Annotated in this window: 23 protein-coding genes; 10 read left to right on the forward strand and 13 right to left on the reverse strand. The window is 71.1% G+C overall.

Annotation, left to right across the window (positions count from 1 at the left end; translation table 11 throughout):
• Positions 1-318: 318 nt before the first annotated feature.
• Positions 319-2,160 carry an ABC transporter ATP-binding protein gene (locus AB0A63_RS05330; RefSeq protein ID WP_360385587.1) on the reverse strand — a complete coding sequence of 614 codons (1,842 nt, stop codon included), beginning with the start codon at positions 2,158-2,160 and terminating at the stop codon, positions 319-321.
• On the reverse strand, positions 2,157-3,929 hold the full coding sequence (locus tag AB0A63_RS05335) for an ABC transporter ATP-binding protein (protein ID WP_360385589.1): 1,773 nt from the start codon (positions 3,927-3,929) through the stop codon (positions 2,157-2,159). The genes AB0A63_RS05330 and AB0A63_RS05335 overlap by 4 nt, the downstream gene beginning before the upstream one ends.
• 124 nt (positions 3,930-4,053) lie before the next feature.
• On the opposite strand from AB0A63_RS05335, the gene AB0A63_RS05340 reads away from it, so the two are divergent.
• Positions 4,054-4,278, forward strand: a complete 225-nt coding sequence (locus AB0A63_RS05340; RefSeq protein ID WP_360385591.1) for a hypothetical protein — start codon at positions 4,054-4,056, stop codon at positions 4,276-4,278.
• Here the strand turns inward: AB0A63_RS05340 and AB0A63_RS05345 are convergent.
• The 6 genes from AB0A63_RS05345 to AB0A63_RS05370 form a co-directional block, all read right to left on the reverse strand.
• On the reverse strand, positions 4,265-4,687 hold the full coding sequence (locus AB0A63_RS05345) for a hypothetical protein (RefSeq protein ID WP_360385593.1): 423 nt from the start codon (positions 4,685-4,687) through the stop codon (positions 4,265-4,267). The genes AB0A63_RS05340 and AB0A63_RS05345 overlap by 14 nt on opposite strands.
• 77 nt (positions 4,688-4,764) lie before the next feature.
• The gene (locus AB0A63_RS05350; RefSeq protein WP_360385595.1) at positions 4,765-5,121 is read right to left on the reverse strand and encodes a hypothetical protein; all 357 of its coding nucleotides are present in this window, start codon (positions 5,119-5,121) and stop codon (positions 4,765-4,767) included.
• 90 nt (positions 5,122-5,211) lie between these two features.
• Positions 5,212-5,559 carry a hypothetical protein gene (locus tag AB0A63_RS05355; RefSeq protein ID WP_360385597.1) on the reverse strand — a complete coding sequence of 116 codons (348 nt, stop codon included), beginning with the start codon at positions 5,557-5,559 and terminating at the stop codon, positions 5,212-5,214.
• 19 nt (positions 5,560-5,578) lie between these two features.
• A complete protein-coding gene (sepH, locus tag AB0A63_RS05360) occupies positions 5,579-6,502 on the reverse strand; it encodes a septation protein SepH (protein WP_360385599.1) in 924 nt (307 codons plus the stop codon).
• A 101-nt stretch (positions 6,503-6,603) separates the two neighbouring features.
• The gene (locus AB0A63_RS05365) at positions 6,604-7,752 is read right to left on the reverse strand and encodes a HAMP domain-containing sensor histidine kinase (protein WP_360385601.1); all 1,149 of its coding nucleotides are present in this window, start codon (positions 7,750-7,752) and stop codon (positions 6,604-6,606) included.
• Complete coding sequence (locus AB0A63_RS05370; RefSeq protein ID WP_360385603.1) at positions 7,749-8,408, reverse strand: response regulator transcription factor; 660 nt, start codon at positions 8,406-8,408, stop codon at positions 7,749-7,751. Before AB0A63_RS05370 ends, AB0A63_RS05365 begins: the two co-directional genes overlap by 4 nt.
• An 89-nt stretch (positions 8,409-8,497) precedes the next feature.
• Between AB0A63_RS05370 and AB0A63_RS05375 the strand changes: the two genes are divergently transcribed.
• Genes AB0A63_RS05375 through AB0A63_RS05390 form a run of 4 tightly spaced genes read left to right on the forward strand, consistent with a single transcriptional unit; the run spans position 8,498 to position 11,821 of the window.
• Positions 8,498-8,983 carry a hypothetical protein gene (locus AB0A63_RS05375; protein ID WP_360385605.1) on the forward strand — a complete coding sequence of 162 codons (486 nt, stop codon included), beginning with the start codon at positions 8,498-8,500 and terminating at the stop codon, positions 8,981-8,983.
• Entirely contained in the window at positions 8,980-10,032 is a 1,053-nt protein-coding gene (locus tag AB0A63_RS05380; RefSeq protein ID WP_360385607.1) for a peptidoglycan-binding domain-containing protein, read from the forward strand. The genes AB0A63_RS05375 and AB0A63_RS05380 overlap by 4 nt, the downstream gene beginning before the upstream one ends.
• A complete protein-coding gene (locus tag AB0A63_RS05385; protein ID WP_360385609.1) occupies positions 10,029-10,679 on the forward strand; it encodes an ABC transporter ATP-binding protein in 651 nt (216 codons plus the stop codon). The genes AB0A63_RS05380 and AB0A63_RS05385 overlap by 4 nt, the downstream gene beginning before the upstream one ends.
• A 29-nt stretch (positions 10,680-10,708) precedes the next feature.
• Positions 10,709-11,821 carry an ABC transporter permease gene (locus AB0A63_RS05390; RefSeq protein WP_360386632.1) on the forward strand — a complete coding sequence of 371 codons (1,113 nt, stop codon included), beginning with the start codon at positions 10,709-10,711 and terminating at the stop codon, positions 11,819-11,821.
• 57 nt (positions 11,822-11,878) lie between these two features.
• Here the strand turns inward: AB0A63_RS05390 and serC are convergent, their stop codons facing one another.
• From serC to AB0A63_RS05415, 5 genes are all read right to left on the reverse strand, one after another.
• Positions 11,879-13,006 (reverse strand): phosphoserine transaminase, encoded by a 1,128-nt coding sequence (gene serC, locus AB0A63_RS05395; RefSeq protein WP_360385611.1) that lies wholly within the window; start codon positions 13,004-13,006, stop codon positions 11,879-11,881.
• Between the two features lie 161 nt (positions 13,007-13,167).
• The gene (locus AB0A63_RS05400) at positions 13,168-13,770 is read right to left on the reverse strand and encodes a response regulator transcription factor (RefSeq protein ID WP_360385613.1); all 603 of its coding nucleotides are present in this window, start codon (positions 13,768-13,770) and stop codon (positions 13,168-13,170) included.
• Positions 13,767-14,822 carry a sensor histidine kinase gene (locus AB0A63_RS05405; protein ID WP_360385615.1) on the reverse strand — a complete coding sequence of 352 codons (1,056 nt, stop codon included), beginning with the start codon at positions 14,820-14,822 and terminating at the stop codon, positions 13,767-13,769. The genes AB0A63_RS05400 and AB0A63_RS05405 overlap by 4 nt, the downstream gene beginning before the upstream one ends.
• Entirely contained in the window at positions 14,801-15,598 is a 798-nt protein-coding gene (locus tag AB0A63_RS05410) for an ABC transporter permease (protein WP_360385617.1), read from the reverse strand. The genes AB0A63_RS05405 and AB0A63_RS05410 overlap by 22 nt, the downstream gene beginning before the upstream one ends.
• The gene (locus AB0A63_RS05415; RefSeq protein ID WP_360385619.1) at positions 15,595-16,419 is read right to left on the reverse strand and encodes an ABC transporter ATP-binding protein; all 825 of its coding nucleotides are present in this window, start codon (positions 16,417-16,419) and stop codon (positions 15,595-15,597) included. The genes AB0A63_RS05410 and AB0A63_RS05415 overlap by 4 nt, the downstream gene beginning before the upstream one ends.
• 197 nt (positions 16,420-16,616) lie before the next feature.
• On the opposite strand from AB0A63_RS05415, the gene AB0A63_RS05420 reads away from it, so the two are divergent.
• The 5 genes from AB0A63_RS05420 to AB0A63_RS05440 are packed head-to-tail and all read left to right on the forward strand — an operon-like array spanning position 16,617 to position 20,826.
• A complete protein-coding gene (locus AB0A63_RS05420; protein ID WP_360385621.1) occupies positions 16,617-17,216 on the forward strand; it encodes an urease subunit gamma in 600 nt (199 codons plus the stop codon).
• On the forward strand, positions 17,216-18,895 hold the full coding sequence (locus tag AB0A63_RS05425) for an urease subunit alpha (protein ID WP_360386634.1): 1,680 nt from the start codon (positions 17,216-17,218) through the stop codon (positions 18,893-18,895). Before AB0A63_RS05420 ends, AB0A63_RS05425 begins: the two co-directional genes overlap by 1 nt.
• A complete protein-coding gene (locus AB0A63_RS05430; protein ID WP_360386636.1) occupies positions 18,892-19,503 on the forward strand; it encodes an urease accessory UreF family protein in 612 nt (203 codons plus the stop codon). Before AB0A63_RS05425 ends, AB0A63_RS05430 begins: the two co-directional genes overlap by 4 nt.
• Entirely contained in the window at positions 19,466-20,128 is a 663-nt protein-coding gene (gene ureG, locus AB0A63_RS05435; RefSeq protein ID WP_360385623.1) for an urease accessory protein UreG, read from the forward strand. Before AB0A63_RS05430 ends, ureG begins: the two co-directional genes overlap by 38 nt.
• Entirely contained in the window at positions 20,125-20,826 is a 702-nt protein-coding gene (locus AB0A63_RS05440) for an urease accessory protein UreD (RefSeq protein ID WP_360385625.1), read from the forward strand. Before ureG ends, AB0A63_RS05440 begins: the two co-directional genes overlap by 4 nt.
• Positions 20,827-20,888: the final 62 nt, after the last annotated feature.

Below are 20,888 nucleotides of genomic sequence, written 5' to 3' on the forward strand. Positions count from 1 at the left end.
TATCGGACGGGGGAGGGCGGGGAGAACGATCGACCGCGCTGTTCGATGGAAGCCGGCCGCTTTCCGCCTGGTGACACCGGCGGAGCCGGTTGAGCGAAGCGAGACGGACCGGCATGGTCCGGGCTCAGCCCAGTCCTGGTGGCAACGCGGCAGGCGACGGGCCCACCCCGGCCCTGCTCTCAAGGCGACAGCCGGGGGCTCCTGGCCCACCGCAGGCGACCGCCAAGGCCTTCGAACGCCGCCCGCCAGGCGGCCCAGCCGCCGTCGTGGGATCGCGTTCGCGCCAGATCCCCATTGGCGCGAACGCGACCCAGGCCGCTACGCGAGCGAGTCGCGCCAGGCCGTGTGCAGGGCCGCGAACCGGCCCCGCTCACCGATCAGCTCCGCGGGGGAGCCGTCTTCCACCACAATGCCACCGTCCACGACCAGGACGCGGTCGGCGATCAGGACCGTGGACAGGCGGTGGGCGATGATGAACGCGGTCCGGTCGGCCAGGACGGTTTCCAGGGCGGCCTGGACGGCGCGTTCGGTCGGGACGTCCAGCGACGATGTTGCCTCATCGAGGACCAGGACCGCGGGATTTGCCAGGAAGGCGCGCGCGAAGGCGACCATCTGGCGTTGGCCCGCGGAGAGGCGGCCGCCGCGTTTGCGCACGTCGGTGTCGTAGCCGCCGGGGAGGGCTGCGATGAACTCGTGTGCGCCCACCTCCGCTGCCGCTGCCTCGATCTCGGCGCGGGAGGCCTCGGGGCGGCCGAGGGCGATGTTGTCGGCGACCGAGCCGGAGAACAGGAAGTTCTCCTGGGTCACCATCGTCACCGCGCGGCGCAGGTCCTCGTCCGCCAGGGAGCGCAGGTCCACGCCGTCGAGCTGCACGGCGCCCGCCGACGGGTCGTAGAAGCGGGCCACGAGCTTGGCCAGGGTGGTCTTGCCGGCACCGGTCGCGCCGACCAGTGCCACGGTCTGGCCGGCCGGCACGTCCAGCGTTAACTTCGGCAGCACCATCCGCGCGGAACCGGGGTAGGTGAACTCCACGTCGGCGAACCGGATCGCGCCGCGTGCGTGCGGCAGGGCCACCGGGGACGCGGGTTCCGGCACCGACGGTTCCTCCTCCAGGACACCGGAGATCTTCTCCAGCGCGGCCGCGGCCGCGGAGTAGGAGTTCGCGAACATCGCCAGCTCGTCGAACGGGTCGTAGAAGCGGCGCAGGTACAGGGTGAACGCGGCGAGCACGCCCAGCTCCAGCGAACCGGACGTCACCCGGTACGCGCCCCACGCCAGCACCACGGCCAGCGACACGTTGCCGATGACGCGGATCGTCGCGGTGAACGCGGCCATCACGCCCAGCGCGTCGGTGTTCGCGTCGCGGTACCGGGCGTTCAGGCCCGTCATGATCTGCTCGTTGCGCGGCTGGCGGCGGAACGCCTGCACCGCGCGGATGCCGTTCATCGACTCGACGATCTGCACGATGATCTTGGCGATGGCACCGCGGGTGCCGCGGTAGGCCTCCATCGAACGGCGGCGGAACCAGCGCCAGATCAGGTACGCGGGCAGGAAGCCCGCCAGCACGACCGCGGCCAGCGGTGCGTCGAGCCACAGCAGGACGACCGCGATGCCCACCACGGACAGCGCCGCGTTGAACAGGCTGTCGAGGCCCTCTTCGAGCAGGTCCTGCATCGCGTCGACGTCGCTGGTCAGGCGGGAGATGACCTTGCCGGACGTGTACGACTCGTGGAAGCTGACCGACAGCCGCTGCGAGTGCCGGAAGATCCGTCCGCGCAGGTCGAGCAGCAGGTCCTGGCCGACCCGGCCGGACACCCGCAGGAACGCCCAGCGCAGGAACGTCATCAGCACCGCGCACATCGCGTACCCGGCGACGCACCACACCAGGATCGACGTGCCGCCGTCGACGGCGGCCGGGATGCCCTTGTCGATCGCCGCGGCGATCAGCAGCGGGCCCGCGAGGTTCGCGAGGTTGCCGCCGACGACCGCCGCGACCGCGACCGAGGCGCGGCCGACGTGCGGGCGCAGCAGCGAGCCGAGCAGCCGCCGCGACCGGGCCTGCAACCGCAGCCCCGTCGAGTGCGACAGCTCCTCGATCTCCTCGGCGGCGACGCCGCGCCACTCTTCTTCCCGCTGTTGCTGCACGACCACGTCGCTCACGACGCCACCTCCTCTTCCACCAGTTCGTCGTCCGTGCTGGACAGCAGGCGCCGGTACTCGTCGTTCGTCTCCAGCAGCTCCCGGTGCGACCCGACCGCGGCGATCCGGCCGTCGACCAGCAACGCCACCCGGTCGGCCAGCTGCACCGTGGACGGGCGGTGGGCGACCACCAGCGCCGTCACGCCGTGCAGCACCCGCCGCAGCGCCGCCTCGACCTCGGCCTCGGTGTGCACGTCCAGCGCCGACAGCGGGTCGTCCAGCACCAGCACCGCCGGCCTGCCGACGACCGCGCGGGCCAGCGCCAGCCGCTGCCGCTGCCCACCGGACAACGACAGCCCCTGCTCACCGATCCGCGTCGCGAGCCCCCACGGCAGCGCGTCCACGAACTCCTCGGCCTTCGCCACCCGCAACGCCTCGCGCACCCGGTCCTCGTCGACGTCCGGCACGCCCAGCGCCACGTTCTCGGTCACCGACGCGGAGAACAGCACCGGCTCCTCGAACGCCGTGCCGACCACTCGCCGCAGCTCCTCCAGCGACAGGTCCCGCACGTCCACGCCGTCGATCGTCACGCGGCCACCGGTCACGTCCGCCAGCCGCGGCACGAGCGCCGTCAGCGTCGTCTTGCCCGACCCGGTCGCGCCGACCAGCGCCAGCGTCTCGCCCGGCCGCAGGTCGAGGTCGACACCGGCGAGCACCTCGCGGCCGTCCTCGAACGCGAAGCGCACGTCCTCGAACCGCACGTGCCCGCGCACCGGTTCCGGCAGCGACACCGGCCGCTCCGGCCCGCTGATCGTCACCTCGACGTCGCGGACCTCCCAGTAGCGCTCGGCGGCGGCCGCCGCCTGGTTCGTCTCGGCGAGCAGCCAGCCGATCGAGTCGATCGGCCACCGCAGGTACGCGCTGACCGCCACCGCCGCCACCAGCGCACCGACGGTCAGCCAGCCGTTCACGATGCCGACCGCGCCGACCGCGAGCATGCCCGCGATGGAAAGCTCCGGCAGCACGATCAGCACCGACCACAGCGCGGCCAGGATCGAGATCTTGTTCAGCTCGGTCCCGCGCAGCTCACGGGCCTGCGCCAGGAACCGCTTCGAGAGCTCCGGGCCGCGCCCGAAGGCCTTCAGCACCCGGATGCCGAGCACCGACTCCTCGACCGTCGTGGTCAGGTCGCCCGCCTGGTCCTGCGCCTTGCGCGCGACGACCTTGAACTTCGCCTCGAAGAAGTACGAGATGACGATCAACGGCAGCGCGCCGCACAACGACACGACGACCAGCCACGGCGACAGGAACGCGATGATCCCCATGCCAATGACGATGACCACGGAGTTGACGATCAGGAACACGATCGCGAACGCCACGAACCGCCTGATGGTGCTCAGGTCGTTCGTGGCGCGGGACAGCAGCTGACCGGACTGCCACCGGTCGTGGAACGAGACCTGCAACCGCTGCAGGTGCCGGTAGAGGTCGGCGCGCATGGCGGCCTCGACCTCGGCGGCGGGTCGCGCCGCGAGCTTGCGCCGCACGTAGAACAGGCCCGCCTCGCCGAGCCCGAGCACCAGCACGCCCAGGATCAGCCACGGCAGGACCGCGGTCTCCTTGTTCTGGATGGGTCCGTCGACGATGCGCTGGGTGAGCAACGGGATGCCGAGCCCACACAGCATCGCGAGCATCGTCGCCGTCAGCACGACGGTCATCCGCGCGCGGTACGGCCGCACGTACGGCCACAACCTCCGCAACGTCCTGATCGTCGTGTTTCGTTGATCGCTCACGCGATGAGCCCCCTCTTGGTGTTCCTCGACAGTACGAAGGAGCACCGACACTCAGCATCCGGTTTTTCGCTGCCCCGACCCTCCCGGCTCGACATAGGTCGAGGTCAAGGGCACGATGACCACCATGACGCGGTTTCTGCGCACCCAGCAGACGATGGCGTTTCCACACGGACGGCTCATCGCATCACGCGATGGGGTGAACTACGTCCTGGCGCCCGACGGCTGGGACCACCTCGGCGGCCAGCGCCCGAAGCACGCGGCGGTCCTCTCCCGCGAGGAGGCGGAGGACTGGTGCGAGCGCGAGGGCTGGGACCTGCACCTGCTGGACGAGGTGCCTACGCCTTCTTGAACGTGAACAACGCCACGAGCCCGTAGGCCACGGCCGCGAGCAGCGCCTCGGCGTGGTGCCGGTTCGAGAACCACGCGAGCAGCGGCTCGTGCACCTTGAGGTACAGCCCGATGCCGAGCAGCACCGGCCCGAGCAGGATGACCGGCCACACCGGCCGCACCCCGAACACCCACAGCACCGGGCCGGCGAGCACGAGCGACGACACCAGCGCGAGCGGCAGCCCGACCAGCACCAGCAGCAGGAACTCCGACATCGACTGGCTGTCGAGCCACGACTTGAGCACGCCGCCCTCGTAGGCCCACGTCCAGCCGAGCACCAGCCCGGCGCCGACGGCCATCGACAGGACGACGCGCAGCAACAACCGGCGCCCCGCCTTGCCCGTCTTGCCCGCGGTGCTCTGTTCTGTCACGCCTGCCACCGTAATCGCTCGTGGGGACCCGAAAAACCTGCCGACGGGTACCCCTGGCAGTGGCCGTCCCACACCTTTCAGCTGTGTGACTCCACGGGACGTCTCGATGTGAAGAGCGCCGCGAGCGCGTAGGCCACACACGGCACGAGGATCAACGCGGTCTCGGCGTACTGCGGGTAGGCGTGCTTCGAGAACGTCCGCGCCATCACCAGCGACACGACCACCACGACCCACAGCCCGCTGCCGATCCCGGTCGCCCACCAGCCGCGCTCCTGCCGCCCCAGCCGGAACCCGCCGGCGATCAGCACACCGGCCACGAACGTCCAGAACGCGAACAGCACCGGGATCGCCGCGAACACCAGGTAGGCCGGACCCCTGGACGGAAGCTGGTGCAGCGTCACCAGAAAACCCGCGCCGACGACCGCTCCGGTCACCGCCCCACGACCACGCGCACCACCATGCGCCCAGGACTACCTGATCAAGCACCTGGTCAGGCCGTTGTGCACGGAACCTCCACAACACCTTCACGACCGCGGCGGGGTGGTGAGCACCGCGGCCAGCGCGAAGAACACGGCGAAGATCGGCACGGCCGCCCAGAAGAACCCGAGCGCGAAGAACACCGTCGTCGCCACGGCCATGACCACCGCAGGCACGGCCAGCCACGGCCGGGCCAGCTTCACCGCGCGCAGCGCGAGCCACCCCAGCACCGACGCCACGACCGTGAACACCGGCACGGTCATGACGGCGGTGCCGAGGCACCCGTAGTCGTCCTTCGTGCAGACGGCGCCGGACGCGATGAGTCCGAACACCCCCCACCAGACCAGCCCGAGGAGTGCACCCACTCCGGCAGCCAGCGCGACACGACGTCCCATGACGGCGTCGGCCCTTCAGTCAGCGGTTCGACCGCACGCCGAGTAAAACGTCTTCCCACGACGGCACGATGGGGTGGTTCTTCTTCCCCCTCTTGGGCGGAGCGTCCTTGCGGACCGGCTTCTCCGCCGCGGGTGCCTCTGGTTCCGCCACCGCGGTGGCGGGGGAGTCCGTCGCCTGGGCCGGAACGGGCTCCGGCTCGGGCAGGTCCTCCTGCGCGGGCTTCTCCACCACCGGTGCCGGCGGTGCGGGTGCGACCGGCTCGTCCACCACGGGACCGGGGCCGATGATCACCGGAGCCGCCTCCAGCGCCTGCCGGGCCAGCTGCGTCACCGGCCGCACCGTGCGCAGCGTGCGGTTCGGGTTCGGGTCCATCAGGTCGACCGCGGCCTCGTCCAGCGCCGTGACCGTGCCGCCCTGCGCACCGGGGTGGAACGCCCAGTGCGCGCGGTTGTCCGAACGACCGGTCTTCCAGTGCAGCTGCACGATCCAGCGGCCGTCGTCACCACGCCACGAGTCCCACGACGTGTCGCTCAGGTCGTGGCCGCGCAGCCCGAAGGAGTGCGCGACGACCTCGCCCAGCGTCTGGACGTCCGGCCCGTCCTCGCGCACCGGGTGCGCGCGCTGGGCCATGTCGGCCGTGCGCGACCGCTCCAGGAGCACGGGGTAGGCGAAGCGCTCGACGCGGTGCGTGGGCAGCCCGGCGGCAGCGGCGACCTGCTCGATCGACTCGCCGGCGCGGATGCGGGCCTGGATCTCGCGCGGCCGCATCTGGGCCTCGCCCGACTCGATCTGCATCTGGCCGAGACGGGCCAGGTCACCGCGCAGTGCCGCCCGCAGGCGCTCGTCGGCGGGGAGCTTGAAGCGCTCGCCGCGGTTTTCGGGGTCCTCGAGGATGACGGACTTGCCGTCCTCGTCGAGCCCGATGACTCGCAGCGCTCGCATCGTGGCCTCCCTGAATCTGCACCTCGCCAGCGAAGAACGTTAAGACAACGAGCCGCCAAGAGGTGGGAGACTCGCCGATATCTTTACGTGATCTTGCCAGTTCACGGGCCCTGCCGCACGCCGGTTTCCGGAAGGTTCACCTGGACCACCAGCCCTCCTCCCCCGTTCGGACGAGCTTTCGCCGAGCCGCCGTGCGCCTTCGCCACGGACTGCACGATCGACAGCCCGAGGCCCGATCCGGCCGTGCCCGTGCGGTCGCGCAGACGTCGAAAGGGCTCGAACAAACCGGGTACCGCCTGCGCAGGCACGGTGGGACCGGTGTTCGCGACGACGAGGTCTTGATCAAGCTCTACCGTGACGGACCCGCCCGGCTCGTTGTAGAGCACCGCGTTGCGCACCAGGTTGCCGACGAGCTGGGCAAGTAGGACGGGGTCGCCGTCGACCAGATACCTGCGTGTCCGAACCGCAAACGTGACCTTTTTCTCGGCGGAAAGTGCCGCGCACGCCTCGATTTCGTCCTCCACGACCTCGTCGAGCCACACCAGCTCACGCGTGGTGAGCCCGCGGTCGCTCCGCGCGAGCACCAGCAGCCCGTCGATGAGCTTCTCGCTCCGCTCGTTCGTGTCGAGCAGGTGCGCGCCGAGCCTGCGCGTCTCCTCGGTGACGTCCGGGTCGGCCAGCGCCACCTCGATCAGGGTCCGCTGCACGGCCAGCGGGGTGCGCAGCTCGTGCGAGGCGTTCGCGACGAACCGCTTCTGGCTGTCGAACGACGAGGCGAGCCGGTCGAGCATGCCGTCGAAGGTGTCCGCGAGCTCCTTGAGCTCGTCCGGCGGGCCCTCCAGCTCGATCCGCTGGTCGAGCCGGGTCGCCTCCAGCCGGTGCGCGGTCGTGGTGATCTCGTGCAACGGCGCCAGCACCCGCCCGGCCACCACCCAGCCCAGCCCGGCGGCCAGCACGGCGGCGACCACCAGCGCGATGGCGGACTGCCACAGCACGGTGCCCATGACGTCGGTCTTGACCGCCGCGGCCGTCATGACCACGGCGTCCGCGGGCAGCCTGGTCACGTCCACCGTCTGCTGCACCGGCTCCACCTCCAGTGGCCGCGTCACCATCCCCTGCGTGGCCAGCGCGACCCCGTCGGCGGGCAGGAACCAGTCCGCGAGCAGCCAGTAGTTCAGCCCGACCAGCGCGACGCCCGCGATCAGGAACACCCCCGCGTACCAGGCCGTCAGCCTGGTCCGCAGCGTCACGGGCCGAACCGGTAGCCGGCACCGGGCACGGTCTCGATGACCTGCGGTGCGCCCAGCTTGCGGCGCAGCGTCATCACCGCCACCCGCACGGCGTTGGTGAACGGGTCGGCGTGCTCGTCCCACGCCTTCTCCAGCAGCTCCTCCGCGCTCACGACGGTGCCCTCCGCCCGCATCAGCACCTCCAGCACCGCGAACTCCTTGGGTGAGAGCGGCAGGAACCGCCCGTCCCGCGACGCCTGGTGCCGCGGCAGGTCCAGCGTCACGCCCGCGCGTTCGAGCACCGGCGGCAACGCGGGCCGCGCCCGCCGTCCCAGCGCCTGCACCCGTGCCACCAGCTCGGCGAACGCGAACGGCTTGGTCAGGTAGTCGTCGGCACCGAGCCCCAGTCCGGCGACCCGGTCGTCCACCTCGGCCGCCGCGGTCAGCATCAGCACCCGCGCCTCACCACCGCGGGCGTGCACGGCCCCGCACACCTGGTCGCCGTGCACCAGCGGCAGGTCCCGGTCGAGCACCACCACGTCGTAGGCGTGCACGCCCACGCGTTCGAGGGCCGCCTCCCCGTCGTAGCAGACGTCGACCGCCATCGAGAACCGGCGCAGGCCCTCGGCGACCGTGTCCGCGAGCAGCCGTTCGTCCTCGACCACCAGCACACGCATGCCGCACAGTCTCCGCGAACGGGGCATAAGCACTGGATAAAGCCTTTCGCTTAACGCCGTCGAATGACGTCCTCCGTAGACCTGTCGCCATGAAGACCACCACCGCTGTGCTGCTGGGGCTGCTCCTCGCGTTGAGCGCCTGCGGGACGGAAGAACAACCGGCCGCCCAGAACGACCAGAAGAGGGGCGACATGGTCGAGTTCGCCCAGTGCATGCGGGAGAACGGCATCAACATGCCGGACCCGCAGGACGACGGCCGCGTCGGCATCGCGATCGGCGGCGAGGACGGCGTCGCACTCGACCAGGACAAGATGAAGACCGCCCACGAGGCCTGCAAGCAGCACCTGCCCAACGGCGGCGAGCTCAAGCCGCCGTCGCCCGAGGAGCAGGACAAGCTGCGCCAGCAGGCGAAGTGCATGCGCGACAGGGGCTACAACTGGCCGGACCCGCAGTTCGAGGGCGGCGGCCCCACCGACACGATCGAGCTCCCCGACCTGGAGAACGACAAGGTCAAGCAGGACATGAAGGACTGCGGCCTCGGTGAGGGCATGGTCGCGGCGAGGCCCGTCGGATGACCCGCCGCATCAACAGGAAGGTCGTCGTCGCCGCGCTCGTCGCCGCGGTGGTGCTCGGCACCGGCGGGGTCGTGGTCCTCACGAGGGTCGCGGCCGACCAGGCAGGCGCCGCACCGCTGCGGAACGACCCGGCGAAGACGGTGCCGGTGAAGCGGACGGACCTCGCCGACCAGCAGCAGCTGACCGGCCAGCTCGGCTTCGGTGCCGAGCGCGGTCTGGCGAGCCGGAAGGGCGGCACCGTCACCGGGCTGCCGAACCAGGGTGCCGTCATCGAGCAGGGCAAGCCGGTGTTCCACGCGGACGCCAAGCCGGTGCCGCTGTTCTACGGTTCGTTGCCGCTCTACCGCGACCTCGAACAGGGCATGTCGAACGGACCCGACGTCAAGGTGGTGGAGGAGAACCTCGCCGCGTTGGGGTACAAGGACTTCGGCACTCCGGATGAGAAGTTCACCTACTACACCGCCACGGCGTTGAAGAAGTGGCAGAAGGCCAACGGCCTGGAGCAGACCGGGAAGCTCGGCACCGGCGACGTCGTCGTCCAGCCGGGCGCCATCCGGGTCGCGGCGCTGACCGCCCAGCTCGGCGCCCCCGCCGGCGGTGACCTGATGAAGGTCACCGGCACCGAACGCGCGGTCACCGTCGAGCTGGACACGGCCAAGCAGCGCCTCGCCAAGCAGGGCGAGAAGGTCGAGCTGTCGATCACCGGCGGCAAGCCCACCACCGGCACGATCACCGGCATCACCCGCACGGCGGGCGACCCCAACCAGGGTCAGAAGGCCAAGATCGTGCTGACGATCTCCGTCGACGACCCCGCTGCCGCGGAAGGCGTCGAGACCGCCAACGTCACGGCGCTGTTCACCGTGGCGAAGAAGCAGGACGTCCTGGCGGTGCCGATCGGCGCGCTGCTCGCGTCGGCCGAGGGCGGCTACGGCGTCGTCACCGACGACGGCAGGACCATCCCGGTCACCGTCGGCATCTTCGCCAAGGGCCAGGTCGAGGTCCAGGGCGACGGCCTGCGCGAGGGTGTGAAGGTGGTGACCACCGAGTGATCACCGTCGACCGCGCGAGCCGCACCTACCCCGGTGGCGTGCAGGCGCTGCGCGACGTCTCCCTGACCGTCGGGGGCGGGGAGATGCTCGCCATCGTGGGACCGTCCGGTTCGGGGAAGTCGACGCTGCTGCACCTGATGGGCACGCTCGACAAGCCCACGACGGGCCGGGTCGAGATCGACGGCCACGACATCTCGTCGTTGTCGGACAACGCGCTCTCGGCGCTGCGGGCCCGCACGATCGGGTTCGTGTTCCAGCAGTTCTTCCTCACGGACGGCTTGTCCGCCATCGAGAACGTGGCCTCCGGCCTCGTCTACGCCGGCGTGCCGCGCTCGAAGCGGCGTTCGATGGCGATGTCCGCACTGGACCGGGTCGGGCTGATCCACCGGGCGCTGCACAAGCCGCACGAGCTCTCCGGTGGTGAACGCCAGCGGGTCGCGATCGCGCGGGCCGTGGTGAACACGCCGAGAATCCTGCTGGCCGACGAACCGACCGGCAACCTGGACACGAAGAACGGCGCGGGCGTGCTGGAGCTGCTGGACAGCCTCAACTCCGACGGCACGACGATCGTGATGATCACCCACGACCGGGACATCGCGGCGTGGGCACCGCGCCGGGTCGAGGTCCGCGACGGGGTGGTCGTGTGATCGACCTGCTGCGCCTCGGGTTCTTCGGCATGAGGACCCGCCCGGTCCGCGCCGTGCTGTCGGCACTGGGCATCGCGATCGGCATCGCCGCCGTCGTCGCGGTCGTCGGCATCCCCGCTTCCAGCGCCGCCGCGTTGCGGGAGGAGATGTCCAGGCTGGGCACCAACCTGCTCACCGCCGCACCCGGCCAGGACTTCTTCGGCCAGGACGCGAAGCTGCCGGAGACCGCGGTGCCGATGGCCAGGCGGATCGGCGCGGTGTCGGCGGCGAGCGCGACGGGCAAGATCTCCGCGAGCGTCCGCAAGAACGACCTGGTGCCCGCCAGCGACACGCTCGGGTTGCAGGTGCAGGCCGCCGAACAGGACCTGCTCGCGGTGCTGCACGCCGAGGTCCGCGCCGGCCGGTGGCTGTCGCCGGGGGAGAAGTCGGTGGTGCTCGGGGGCACCGCGGCCGCGCGCCTGGGCGTGCAGGAGCCCGGTGTGCAGCTGTGGATCGACGGCCAGTGGTTCACCGTGGTCGGCATTCTCGGCCCGCTGCCGCTCTCGCCGGAGATCGACCGTTCGGCGCTGGTCGGCTGGGAAGCGGCCAAGGAGGCGTTCGGGTTCGAGGGCAACGCCGGCACGGTCTACGTGCGCACCACACCCGACCAGGTGGACGACGTCCGCAGGCTGCTCGGCCCGACGCTGAACCCGAAGCAGGCCAACGAGGTCAAGGTGTCGCGGCCCTCGGAGGCGCTGGAGGCGCAGAAGCTCGCGGAGAGCTCCTACAACGCCCTGTTCCTCGGTCTGGGCGGGGTCGCGCTGCTCGTCGGCGGTGTCGGCGTGGCGAACACGATGGTGATCTCGGTGCTGGAACGGCGCAGGGAGATCGGGCTGCGGCGGGCGCTCGGGGCGACCCGGCGGCAGATCCGGTGGCAGTTCCTCACCGAGTCGGTGCTGCTGTCCGGCCTCGGCGGGCTGGTCGGCGTGATCGTGGGTGTCGCGGTCACGGCCGGGTACTCGATCAGCCAGCGGTGGCCGGCGGCACTGCCGTGGCCCGCCCTGCTCGGCGGAGTGGGCGCCGCGATCCTCATCGGCGCGATCTCCGGGCTCTACCCGGCGGTGCGGGCCGCCCGCCAATCCCCCACCGAGGCCCTCGCCTGAACGCACGCGGGGACCTTTCGTACTCTCCGAGAGTACGAAAGCTCCCCGCGTGCGCTGTCAGAGCTGGCCGACGACCCAGTCGATCGCCTGGGTCAGGGTCGTGACATCGCTCGGCTCGATGGCCGGGAACATCGCCACCCGCAGCTGGTTCTTGCCGAGCTTGCGGTACGGCTCCACGTCCACGATCCCGTTGGCGCGCAACACCTTCGCCACGGTGGCGGCGTCGACGTCGTCGGAGAAGTTGATCGTGCCGACGACCTGCGAGCGGTCAGCGGCCTTCTCGACGTACGGCGTGGTGTACGCGGTCTTCTCGGCCCACGAGTAGAGCCGGTCCGACGAGTCCTTGGTGCGCGCGACGGCCCAGTCGAGGCCGCCGTTGCCGTTGATCCAGTCGATCTGGTGCGCCAGCAGGAACAGCGTGGCCACCGACGGCGTGTTGTAAGTCTGGTCCTTCGTGGAGTTGTCGAGCGCGGTCGGCAGCGACAGGAACTCCGGCACCCAGCGGTCCTTGAGCTCCTCGACGCGCTCCAGGGCCTTCGGCGACATCAGCGCGAGCCACAGGCCGCCGTCGCTCGCGAAGGACTTCTGCGGCGCGAAGTAGTAGACGTCGAAGTCCTCTGCCTTGACCGGCAGGCCACCCGCGCCCGACGTGGCGTCGATGGCGATCAGCGCCTGCTCGGAGCCCTCGATGCGGGTGACGGGCATGGCCACACCGGTCGAGGTCTCGTTCTGCGCCCATCCGACCAGGTCGGCGCCCTCGGCGTAGAACAGCTCCGGCGCCGTGCCCGGCTCGGCCTTGGTGACGAGCGAGTCCTTCAGGAACGGCGCCGTCTGCGTGACCTTCGCGAACTTCGACGAGAACTCACCGTTGGTGAAGTGCTGCGCCGTCTCGCGGACCAGCCCGAAGGACGCCGCGTCCCAGAACGCCGTCGTGCCACCGTTGCCGAGCACGACCTCGTACCCGTCGGGCAGCGCGAACAGCTCGCGCAGACCGGACCGCACCCGGCCCACGAGGTTCTTGACGGGCTTCTGCCGGTGCGACGTCCCGAGCAGGGCCGCACCCTCGGTGGCCAGGGCCTGCACGGCCTCCGGGCGCACCTTGGACGGTCCACAGCCGAAGCGGCCGTCGGACGGCTTGAGGTCGGCGGGCAGCACCAACGAGGTCGGATCGGCGGTCTGGGTCATGTGGTCACGCCTCCGGGGCGGTGAGTCTTCTAACGGACCTGACCGGCGCCGTTGCCGGAGTTCACAGTGTTGCAGGCCGGTGGCCGGCAGGTGACAGGCGGGTGTCCTGGGTCACTGCCGGAAGCCGCCCGGCGTGCGGTGGGGCCGGGGAGCTCGGCGCGTCACCGCAGCATCCCGCGCTCCATCGCCGTGGTGACCGCCGCGGTCCGGTCGGACACCCCGAGCTTGTTGAACACGCGCAGCAGGTGCGTCTTGACCGTGGCCTCGGAGATGAACAGCGCCCGTCCGATCTCGACGTTCGACAGGCCCTTCGCGACCAGCCGCAGCACCTCGGCCTCCCGCGCCGACAGCGGCGGGGTCCGGACCTGGCCGACGACCTTGGCGACCATCGACGGCGCCAGCACCGTCTCCCCGCGCGCGGCGGCGCGGATGGCGGCGATCAGGTCCTCGGTCGTCGAGTCCTTCAGCAGGTAGCCCGACGCGCCCGCCTCCACCGCGCGGAGGATGTCCGAGTCGGTCTCGTAGGTGGTCAGCACGAGCACGCGCGGGCCCGTCCCGACGATCCGGGCGGTCGCGGCCACACCGTCCATCTCCGGCATGCGCAGGTCCATCAGCACGACGTCCGGGAGCAGCGCCGCGGCCTGGGAGATCGCCTCGGCACCGGAACCGGCCTCACCGACCACCTCCAGGTCCGCGGCCACGAGCATGCCGCGCAGGCCCTGCCGCACCACCGGGTGGTCGTCCACCAGCAGTATCCTGATCACAGCGGCACCTCCACGAGCACCGAGGCCCCCTCGTCCGACGACAGGGACAGCCTGCCACCCACCTGCTCCAGCCGGGCGCGCATGCCCCGCAGGCCGAAGCCCTCCGGTGCGTCGCCGAAGCCGCGGCCGTCGTCGCGGACCTCCAGCGACACGCCGTCGGCGTCGAACCGCAGCACGACGTCCACCCGGGACGCACCGGAGTGCCGCAGCACGTTGGTCAGCGCCTCCTGGGCCGTCCGCAGCAGCACCACCTCCACCGACGTCGGCAGCGCCACCGAGTCGCCGATCACCCGGAACGCCGACGGCAGCGCCGCACCGGTCACCAGGCGCCGCAACGCGTCCTCCAGCGACGAACCGTCCAAAGGCGACGGTGCGGTGGAGGCGACCAGTGCCCGTGCCTCGCGCAGGTTCTCCCGTGCCGTGGCCAGTGCCAGCTCCACGTTCGGCTGCGCGCCCTGCAGCAGCGTGATGATCGACGTGAAGCCCTGCGCCAGCGTGTCGTGGATCTCCGCCGACCACCGGGCCCGCTCGGCCTCGATGGTCAGCGCCTCGATGCGGTGCAGCAGCTCACCGCGTTGCGCGTTCTGCCGCGAGATCTGGCTGATCGCCCACCCGAAGGCCTGCGAGAAGCCGATGATCAGCAGCGCGGCCGGCCAGGGCAGCGCGGGCACGGCGCCCGCGGCCCAGGTCAGGATCTGCGGCGTGAACACGAACACCGCCATCGGCAGGAACGCCCACGCGGTCGGCAGCACCATGTAGATCTGCGGCACCAGGCCGAACAGCGCGAAGGTCGCGTTGCCGCTGAACCACACCGCCGGCGCGAACGTGGCGAGCGAGCCGGCGGCGTAGACGAACCCGTGCCAGTCCTCGTGCCCGCGCCGGACCAGCTTGCGGCCGTAGAACAGGAACCACAGCGCGTTCAGTCCCAGCAACCCCGCCGCCGTCAGGCGGTCGGCGAGGGTGTTGTTGTCGATCAGGATGAGGACGAGCGCGGTGGCCTGGGTGACCGCGAAGAGCACGTACCAGGTGATCAGCGACTGCCGTTCGTCCACCTGAAGGTCCGGCTGACCCCCACCAGGCCCACCAGCGTCCACGCCCCGAGCACCAGGGCGGTCCTGCCGAGCTCCCATGATCCCGCCGCCTCCATGACCGCGTAGTTCTCGTCCAGAGCGAACACCGAGCGGAAACCCTGGCACACCCACTTGAGCGGGAAGAACGACCCCACCGTGCGCAGCGACTCTGGCAGCGCCGACTGCATGATGAACACGCCGCTGAGGAACTGCAGCACGATGTAGGGCAGGTTCAGCACGCCCGCCGCGCTGCGGGTCGAGGTCGCGATCGAGCTGAGCGCGACACCGATCAGCGAGCACGAGACGACGCCGAGCACGAACACCCACGCGAACGTGCCCCACTTCGCCGCGGTCGACGGCAGCTCCAGGTCGAACCGCAGCACGCCCACCGCGACCAGCAGCACCGCCTCGAACAGGCTCGTCACGAAGACCAGGACGATCTTGCCGATGAAGTAGGACGTGAACGGCATCGGCGTGCCGCGCAGGCGCTTGAGGGTGCCGTCCTCGCGGTCGGCCACGACGCTCATGCCGAGCCCGACGAACGAGGTCGAGATGATGCCCGCGCCGATCATGCTGGCGGCGAACATCTGCGCGGCGGCCGGTTCCTTCACGTAGACGGTGCCGAGCAGCAGCATCAGCAGTGCCGGCAACGACACCGTGAAGATGAGGTTCTCCTTCTGCCGGAAGAAGTCCCTCAGCTCGGCCGCACCCCTCGCGAGGCCGAGCCGCAGGGTTCCGGGAAGCACGGCGGTGGTCATTTGATCAGCTCCAGGTAGACGTCCTCCAGCGACGGCCGGGTGACGGTGAGTTCGGCGAGCTCGCCGTGGCGGGACAGCTCGGCGACGGCCTTGGTGGGTTCGGAGGTGCGGATCTCGGTGTAGCCGCTGTCGGACAGCCACCGCACGGTGGCGTCGGCGTGTGCGCGGCCGCCGAGCGTCCGCGGCGTGCCCTCGGCGACGATCCGGCCGCCGGCGAGCACGGCCACGCGGTCGGCGAGCGCCTCTGCCTCGTCGAGGTAGTGCGTGGTCAGCAGGATCGTGGTGCCCTCGGCGGCCAGCAGCCGGACCAGGTCCCAGAACTGGCGGCGCGCCTCCGGGTCGAACCCGGTGGTCGGCTCGTCCAGGAACACGAGCTCCGGCCGCCCGATGATGCCGAGCGCCACGTCCAGCCGGCGCCGCTGACCCCCCGACAGCGTGCCGGCGCGGGCCTTGGCCTTCTCGGTGAGCCCGACGAGGTCGATGACCTCCTCCGGGTCACGCGGGTTCGCGTAGAACCCCGAGTAGTGCCGCACGGCCTCGCGGACGGTGAGGTTCGCGGCGTCGCTCGCGCTCTGCAGGACGATGCCGAGCTTCGAGCGCCACACCCGCCCCGCCTTCGCCGGGTCGCCGCCGAGCACGCTCACCTCCCCGGCGTCCCGGTCGCGGTGCCCCTCCAGGATCTCCACGGTCGTCGTCTTGCCGGCGCCGTTCGGCCCGAGGACCGCGAACACCTCACCGCGGGCGACGTCGAGGTCCACCCCGGCCACCGCCCGGTGCCCCCCGTAGGCCTTCTCCAGCCCTCGCACTCGAATCGCGTTCATGCCACAAATCCTGCTTCTCCACCCCCTCCGGCCGGGACGACCGCCCCGCCGACCCCGGTTGTCCACCGGTCGGTGGACACGGCGGCACGCGGGGCCCTTTCGTGCGCTCCTGGTGAACGAAAGCTCCCCGCGTGCGTTCATGTTTCGGCGAGGTTTCCACTGTGCGGTAAACGGCTTTCGAGTGGTAGAACGAAGCTGTGCACCTGACGCCGCATGAACGGGACAAGCTCCTCGTGCACGTCGCTGCCGACGTGGCGCGGCGGAGGCTCGAACGCGGAGTGCTGCTGAACTACCCCGAGGCCGTCGCGCTGGTCACCGACCACGTGCTGGAGGGCGCGCGGGACGGGCGGACGGTCAGCGAGCTGATGGAGAGCGGCCGCACGGTGCTCGCACCGGAGCAGGTCATGCGCGGGGTGCCGGAGATGATCGACTCGGTGCAGGTAGAGGCGACGTTCCCGGACGGCACGAAGCTCGTCACGGTGCACCACCCGATCGCGCCGTCCGCCGGTCCCGCCCCGGGCGAGGTCGTCGTCGGCAGCGAACCGGTCGAGCTCAACCCGGGCCGGCCGCGGGTCGCGCTCACCGTCGTCAACGCCGCCGACCGGCCCGTGCAGGTCGGTTCGCACTTCCACTTCGCGTCGGTCAACGCCGGGCTGGAGTTCGACCGGGAGGCCGCTTTCGGCTACCGGCTGGACATCCCGGCGGGCACGGCGACGCGCTTCGAACCCGGCGTCGAGCGCGAGGTGTCGCTCGTTCCGCTGGCCGGCCTGCGGATCGTCAGGGGGTTGCAGCGGTGATCGACCGGGAGCGCTACGCCGAGCTGCTCGGCCCGACCGTCGGCGACAAGATCCGGCTGGCCGACACCGACCTGTTCATCGAGGTCACCGAGGACCTGAGCCGCGGCACCGGCTCCGGCGACGAGGTGATCTTCGGTGGTGGCAAGGTGGTCCGCGAGTCGATGGGGCAGGGGATCGCCACCCGTGCCGAGGGCGCGCCGGACCTGGTGATCACCGGTGCCGTCGTGCTCGACCACTGGGGTGTGGTCAAGGCCGACGTCGGCGTGCGGGACGGCCGGATCGTCGCGATCGGCAAGGCGGGCAACCCGGACACGATGGACGGCGTCCACCCCGACCTGGTCATCGGCCCGTCGACGGAGATCCTGTCCGGCAACGGGAAGATCCTCACCGCGGGCGGCATCGACTGCCACGTGCACTTCATCTGCCCGCAGATCGTGGACGAGGCGCTGGCGTCCGGCCTGACCACGCTGGTCGGCGGCGGCACCGGCCCTGCGGAGGGCACGAAGGCCACCACGGTCACGCCGGGCGCCTGGTACCTCGACCGGATGCTGACGTCGATGGACCACATGCCGGTCAACGTCCTGTTGCTGGGCAAGGGGAACACGGTCTCCGAGGAAGCGCTGCGCGAACAGCTCAGGGGCGGCGCCGGCGGGTTCAAGCTGCACGAGGACTGGGGCACCACGCCCGCCGCGATCGACGCGTGCCTGCGCATCGCCGACGAGTCCGGCGTCCAGGTCGCCATCCACACGGACACGTTGAACGAGGCCGGCTTCCTGGAGTCCACAGTGGACGCCATCGGTGGCAGGTCGATCAACGCCTACCACTCCGAGGGCGCGGGCGGCGGGCACGCACCGGACATCATCCGGGTCGTCTCGCTGCCGAACGTGCTGCCGTCGTCGACCAACCCGACCCGCCCGCACACCGTCAACACGCTCGAAGAACACCTCGACATGCTGATGGTCTGCCACCACCTCAACCCGTCGGTGCCCGAGGACCTGGCGTTCGCCGAGTCGCGCATCCGCCCGACCACGATCGCCGCCGAGGACCTGCTGCACGACCTGGGCGCCATCTCGATGATCAGCTCCGACTCCCAGGCCATGGGCCGGGTCGGCGAGGTCGTCATCCGCACCTGGCAGACCGCGCACGTGATGTCGAAGCGCCACACCCTCGACCCGAACCTGCGGGCCCGGCGGTACGTCGCGAAGTACACGATCAACCCGGCCATCGCGCACGGCATCGCCGACGAGGTCGGCTCGGTCGAACCCGGCAAGCTCGCCGACCTCGTGCTGTGGGAACCGAAGTTCTTCGGCGTGCGGCCGTCAGTCGTGCTGAAGGGCGGCTTCATCGCGTGGGGTGCCATGGGTGACGCGAACGCCTCGATCCCGACGCCGCAACCGGTGTGGGCGCGGCCGATGTTCGGTGCCACGGCCGGTGCCGCGTCGAGCGTCTTCTTCGTCGCACCGGAGGCGGTCGAGGCCGGTATCGGCGACCGGTACGCCCGGCGGGTGCTGCCGGTGGAGAACACCCGCTCGGTGTCCAAGGCGGACATGGTGCTGAACGACGCGCTGCCGGACGTGCGGGTCGACCCGGACAGCTTCGCCGTGCACGTGGACGGCGAGCTGGTGGAACCGGCACCGGTCGCCGAGCTGCCGATGGCCCAGCGGTACTTCCTGTTCTGATGCTGACCGCGCTGATCCTCGCCGACTCCCGCTTCCCCGGCGGCGGGCACGTGCACTCCGGTGGCCTGGAGGAGGCGGCCACCCGGCGGCTCGTGCACGACGAGCCGTCGCTGGAGTCGTTCCTGCGCGGGCGGTTGCAGACCGCGGGGCTGCTCGCGGCCGGGTTCGCCGCCGCCGCGGCCCGCGGTGAGGACCTCCCGACGCTGGACGCCGAGCTCGACGCCCGCACGCCCTCGCCCGCCCAGCGCGCGGCGTCGCGGGCGCAGGGCCGCGGCATGCTGCGGGCGGCCCGGCGGGCGTGGCCGTCCGCGCGCCTGCGCGACCTGCCGCCGGACCCGCACCAGCCGCTGGTCATCGGCGTGCTGGTCGACGACCCGGTCGAGGCCGCGCTGACCTGCGCCTACCTCGCCGTCAGCGGACCGGCGTCCGCGGCGGTGCGGCTGCTGGGACTCGACCCGTTCGGGGTCAACGCGATCGTGGCGGCGCTTCCGGTGGAAGAGGTCGCCGCGCGGGCCGCGAAGGAGCTGCCCGCGCTCGGTTCACCCGCCTTGGACCTCTTGGCGGAGGCTCATGTTCGACGTGAAGGGGTGCGTCTCTTTGGGAGCTGACCACGGTCCTGACCCGCACGACCACCACCACGGCAAGGCGCCGCGCATCGGCATCGGCGGCCCCGTCGGCAGCGGCAAGACCGCGCTGACCGCCGCGCTGTGCCGTGCTCTCGGCGCGCAGCTGGAGCTCGCGGTGGTCACCAACGACATCTACACGACCGAGGACGCCGACTTCCTGCGCCGCGCGGGCGTGCTGGACCCGGCGCGCATCGAGGCCGTGCAGACCGGGTGCTGTCCGCACACCGCGATCCGCGACGACATCACCGCGAACCTCGACGCCGTCGAACGCCTGGAACACCGGTTCACCGGCCTCGACCTGGTGATCATCGAAAGCGGCGGCGACAACCTGACCGCCGTGTTCTCCCGCGGCCTCGTCGACAGGCAGATCTTCGTCGTGGACGTGGCCGGCGGCGACAAGGTGCCGCGCAAGGGCGGCCCCGGCGTCACGACCGCCGACCTGCTGGTGATCAACAAGACCGACCTCGCCCCGCTGGTCGGCGCCGACCTGGACGTGATGACCTCCGACGCGCACCGGATGCGCGGCGAGCTGCCGGTGATCGCGCAGTCGCTGGTGGAGACACCGGACGCGCCCGAGGTCGCGAAGTGGGTGCTGGCGCAGCTGTGAGGGCGTCCGCGCGGTTGGTCGTCGAGCTCGACCGGCACGGCAACAGCGTCGTGCGCGTCCTGCGCTCCCAGGCGCCCCTGACGCTGGTGCCGCACCGCCGCGCCGGTCCGGTCGCGCTGGTGCACCTCGTCAGCTCCGTGACGTCCCCGCTCGGCGGGGACGCCCTGGAGCTGGACGTCGCGGTCGGTCCCGGTGCCGCGCTGGACCTGCGGGGCGTGGCGGCGACGCTGGCGCTGCCCGGCCCGTCCGGTGCGGAGTCGTCCTCGGTCGTGCGGTTCACGATCGAGGGCATTGCCCGGTACCTGCCGGAGCCCACGGTCGTGACGGGCCGCGCGCGTCACACCGCAGTGGTGGAGGCCGAATTGGACGGTCACGCGGTGTTGTCGTTGCGCGAGGTGCTGGTGCTCGGCCGCGTCGGCGAGAAAGCCGGTGTGCTCTCCACGTCGGTGCGCGCGACCCGGTGCGGCACGCCGTTGTTGCACCAGCAGCTCGTCGTCGGCGACCCGGCGGTCGACGCGTCCGCGGCCGGGCTCGCCGGCAAGCGCGTCCTGGGCAGCCAGGTGCACCTGGACGCCGTCGAGCGCCCCGCTGACGGCGGTGAGTGGTGGAACGTCGTGCCGTTGGCGGCGGGCGGATCCCTTGCCACCGCACTGGGTGAAGACGTGGTCACCGTCACACGTGTGCTCGACGCCATCTGACTCGATCACGTATTCGATCCAGATCCGTTCAAACCACGGACAGTCACTGTTCAGGTGGTGGT

The sequence above is a fragment of the Lentzea sp. NPDC042327 genome, from assembly GCF_040647275.1.
GTDB lineage: Bacteria > Actinomycetota > Actinomycetes > Mycobacteriales > Pseudonocardiaceae > Lentzea.

What these genes read in the sequence shown, in the direction of transcription:
- AB0A63_RS05340 (WP_360385591.1), top strand. Translation starts at nt 4,054, where the DNA reads ATGACGCGGTTTCTGCGCACCCAGCAGACGATGGCGTTTCCACACGGA.
- AB0A63_RS05355 (WP_360385597.1), bottom strand. Translation starts at nt 5,559, where the DNA reads ATGGGACGTCGTGTCGCGCTGGCTGCCGGAGTGGGTGCACTCCTCGGG.
- sepH (WP_360385599.1), bottom strand. Translation starts at nt 6,502, where the DNA reads ATGCGAGCGCTGCGAGTCATCGGGCTCGACGAGGACGGCAAGTCCGTC.
- AB0A63_RS05370 (WP_360385603.1), bottom strand. Translation starts at nt 8,408, where the DNA reads ATGCGTGTGCTGGTGGTCGAGGACGAACGGCTGCTCGCGGACACGGTC.
- AB0A63_RS05375 (WP_360385605.1), top strand. Translation starts at nt 8,498, where the DNA reads ATGAAGACCACCACCGCTGTGCTGCTGGGGCTGCTCCTCGCGTTGAGC.
- AB0A63_RS05380 (WP_360385607.1), top strand. Translation starts at nt 8,980, where the DNA reads ATGACCCGCCGCATCAACAGGAAGGTCGTCGTCGCCGCGCTCGTCGCC.
- AB0A63_RS05390 (WP_360386632.1), top strand. Translation starts at nt 10,709, where the DNA reads ATGAGGACCCGCCCGGTCCGCGCCGTGCTGTCGGCACTGGGCATCGCG.
- serC (WP_360385611.1), bottom strand. Translation starts at nt 13,006, where the DNA reads ATGACCCAGACCGCCGATCCGACCTCGTTGGTGCTGCCCGCCGACCTC.
- AB0A63_RS05410 (WP_360385617.1), bottom strand. Translation starts at nt 15,598, where the DNA reads ATGACCACCGCCGTGCTTCCCGGAACCCTGCGGCTCGGCCTCGCGAGG.
- AB0A63_RS05415 (WP_360385619.1), bottom strand. Translation starts at nt 16,419, where the DNA reads ATGAACGCGATTCGAGTGCGAGGGCTGGAGAAGGCCTACGGGGGGCAC.
- ureG (WP_360385623.1), top strand. Translation starts at nt 19,466, where the DNA reads ATGTTCGACGTGAAGGGGTGCGTCTCTTTGGGAGCTGACCACGGTCCT.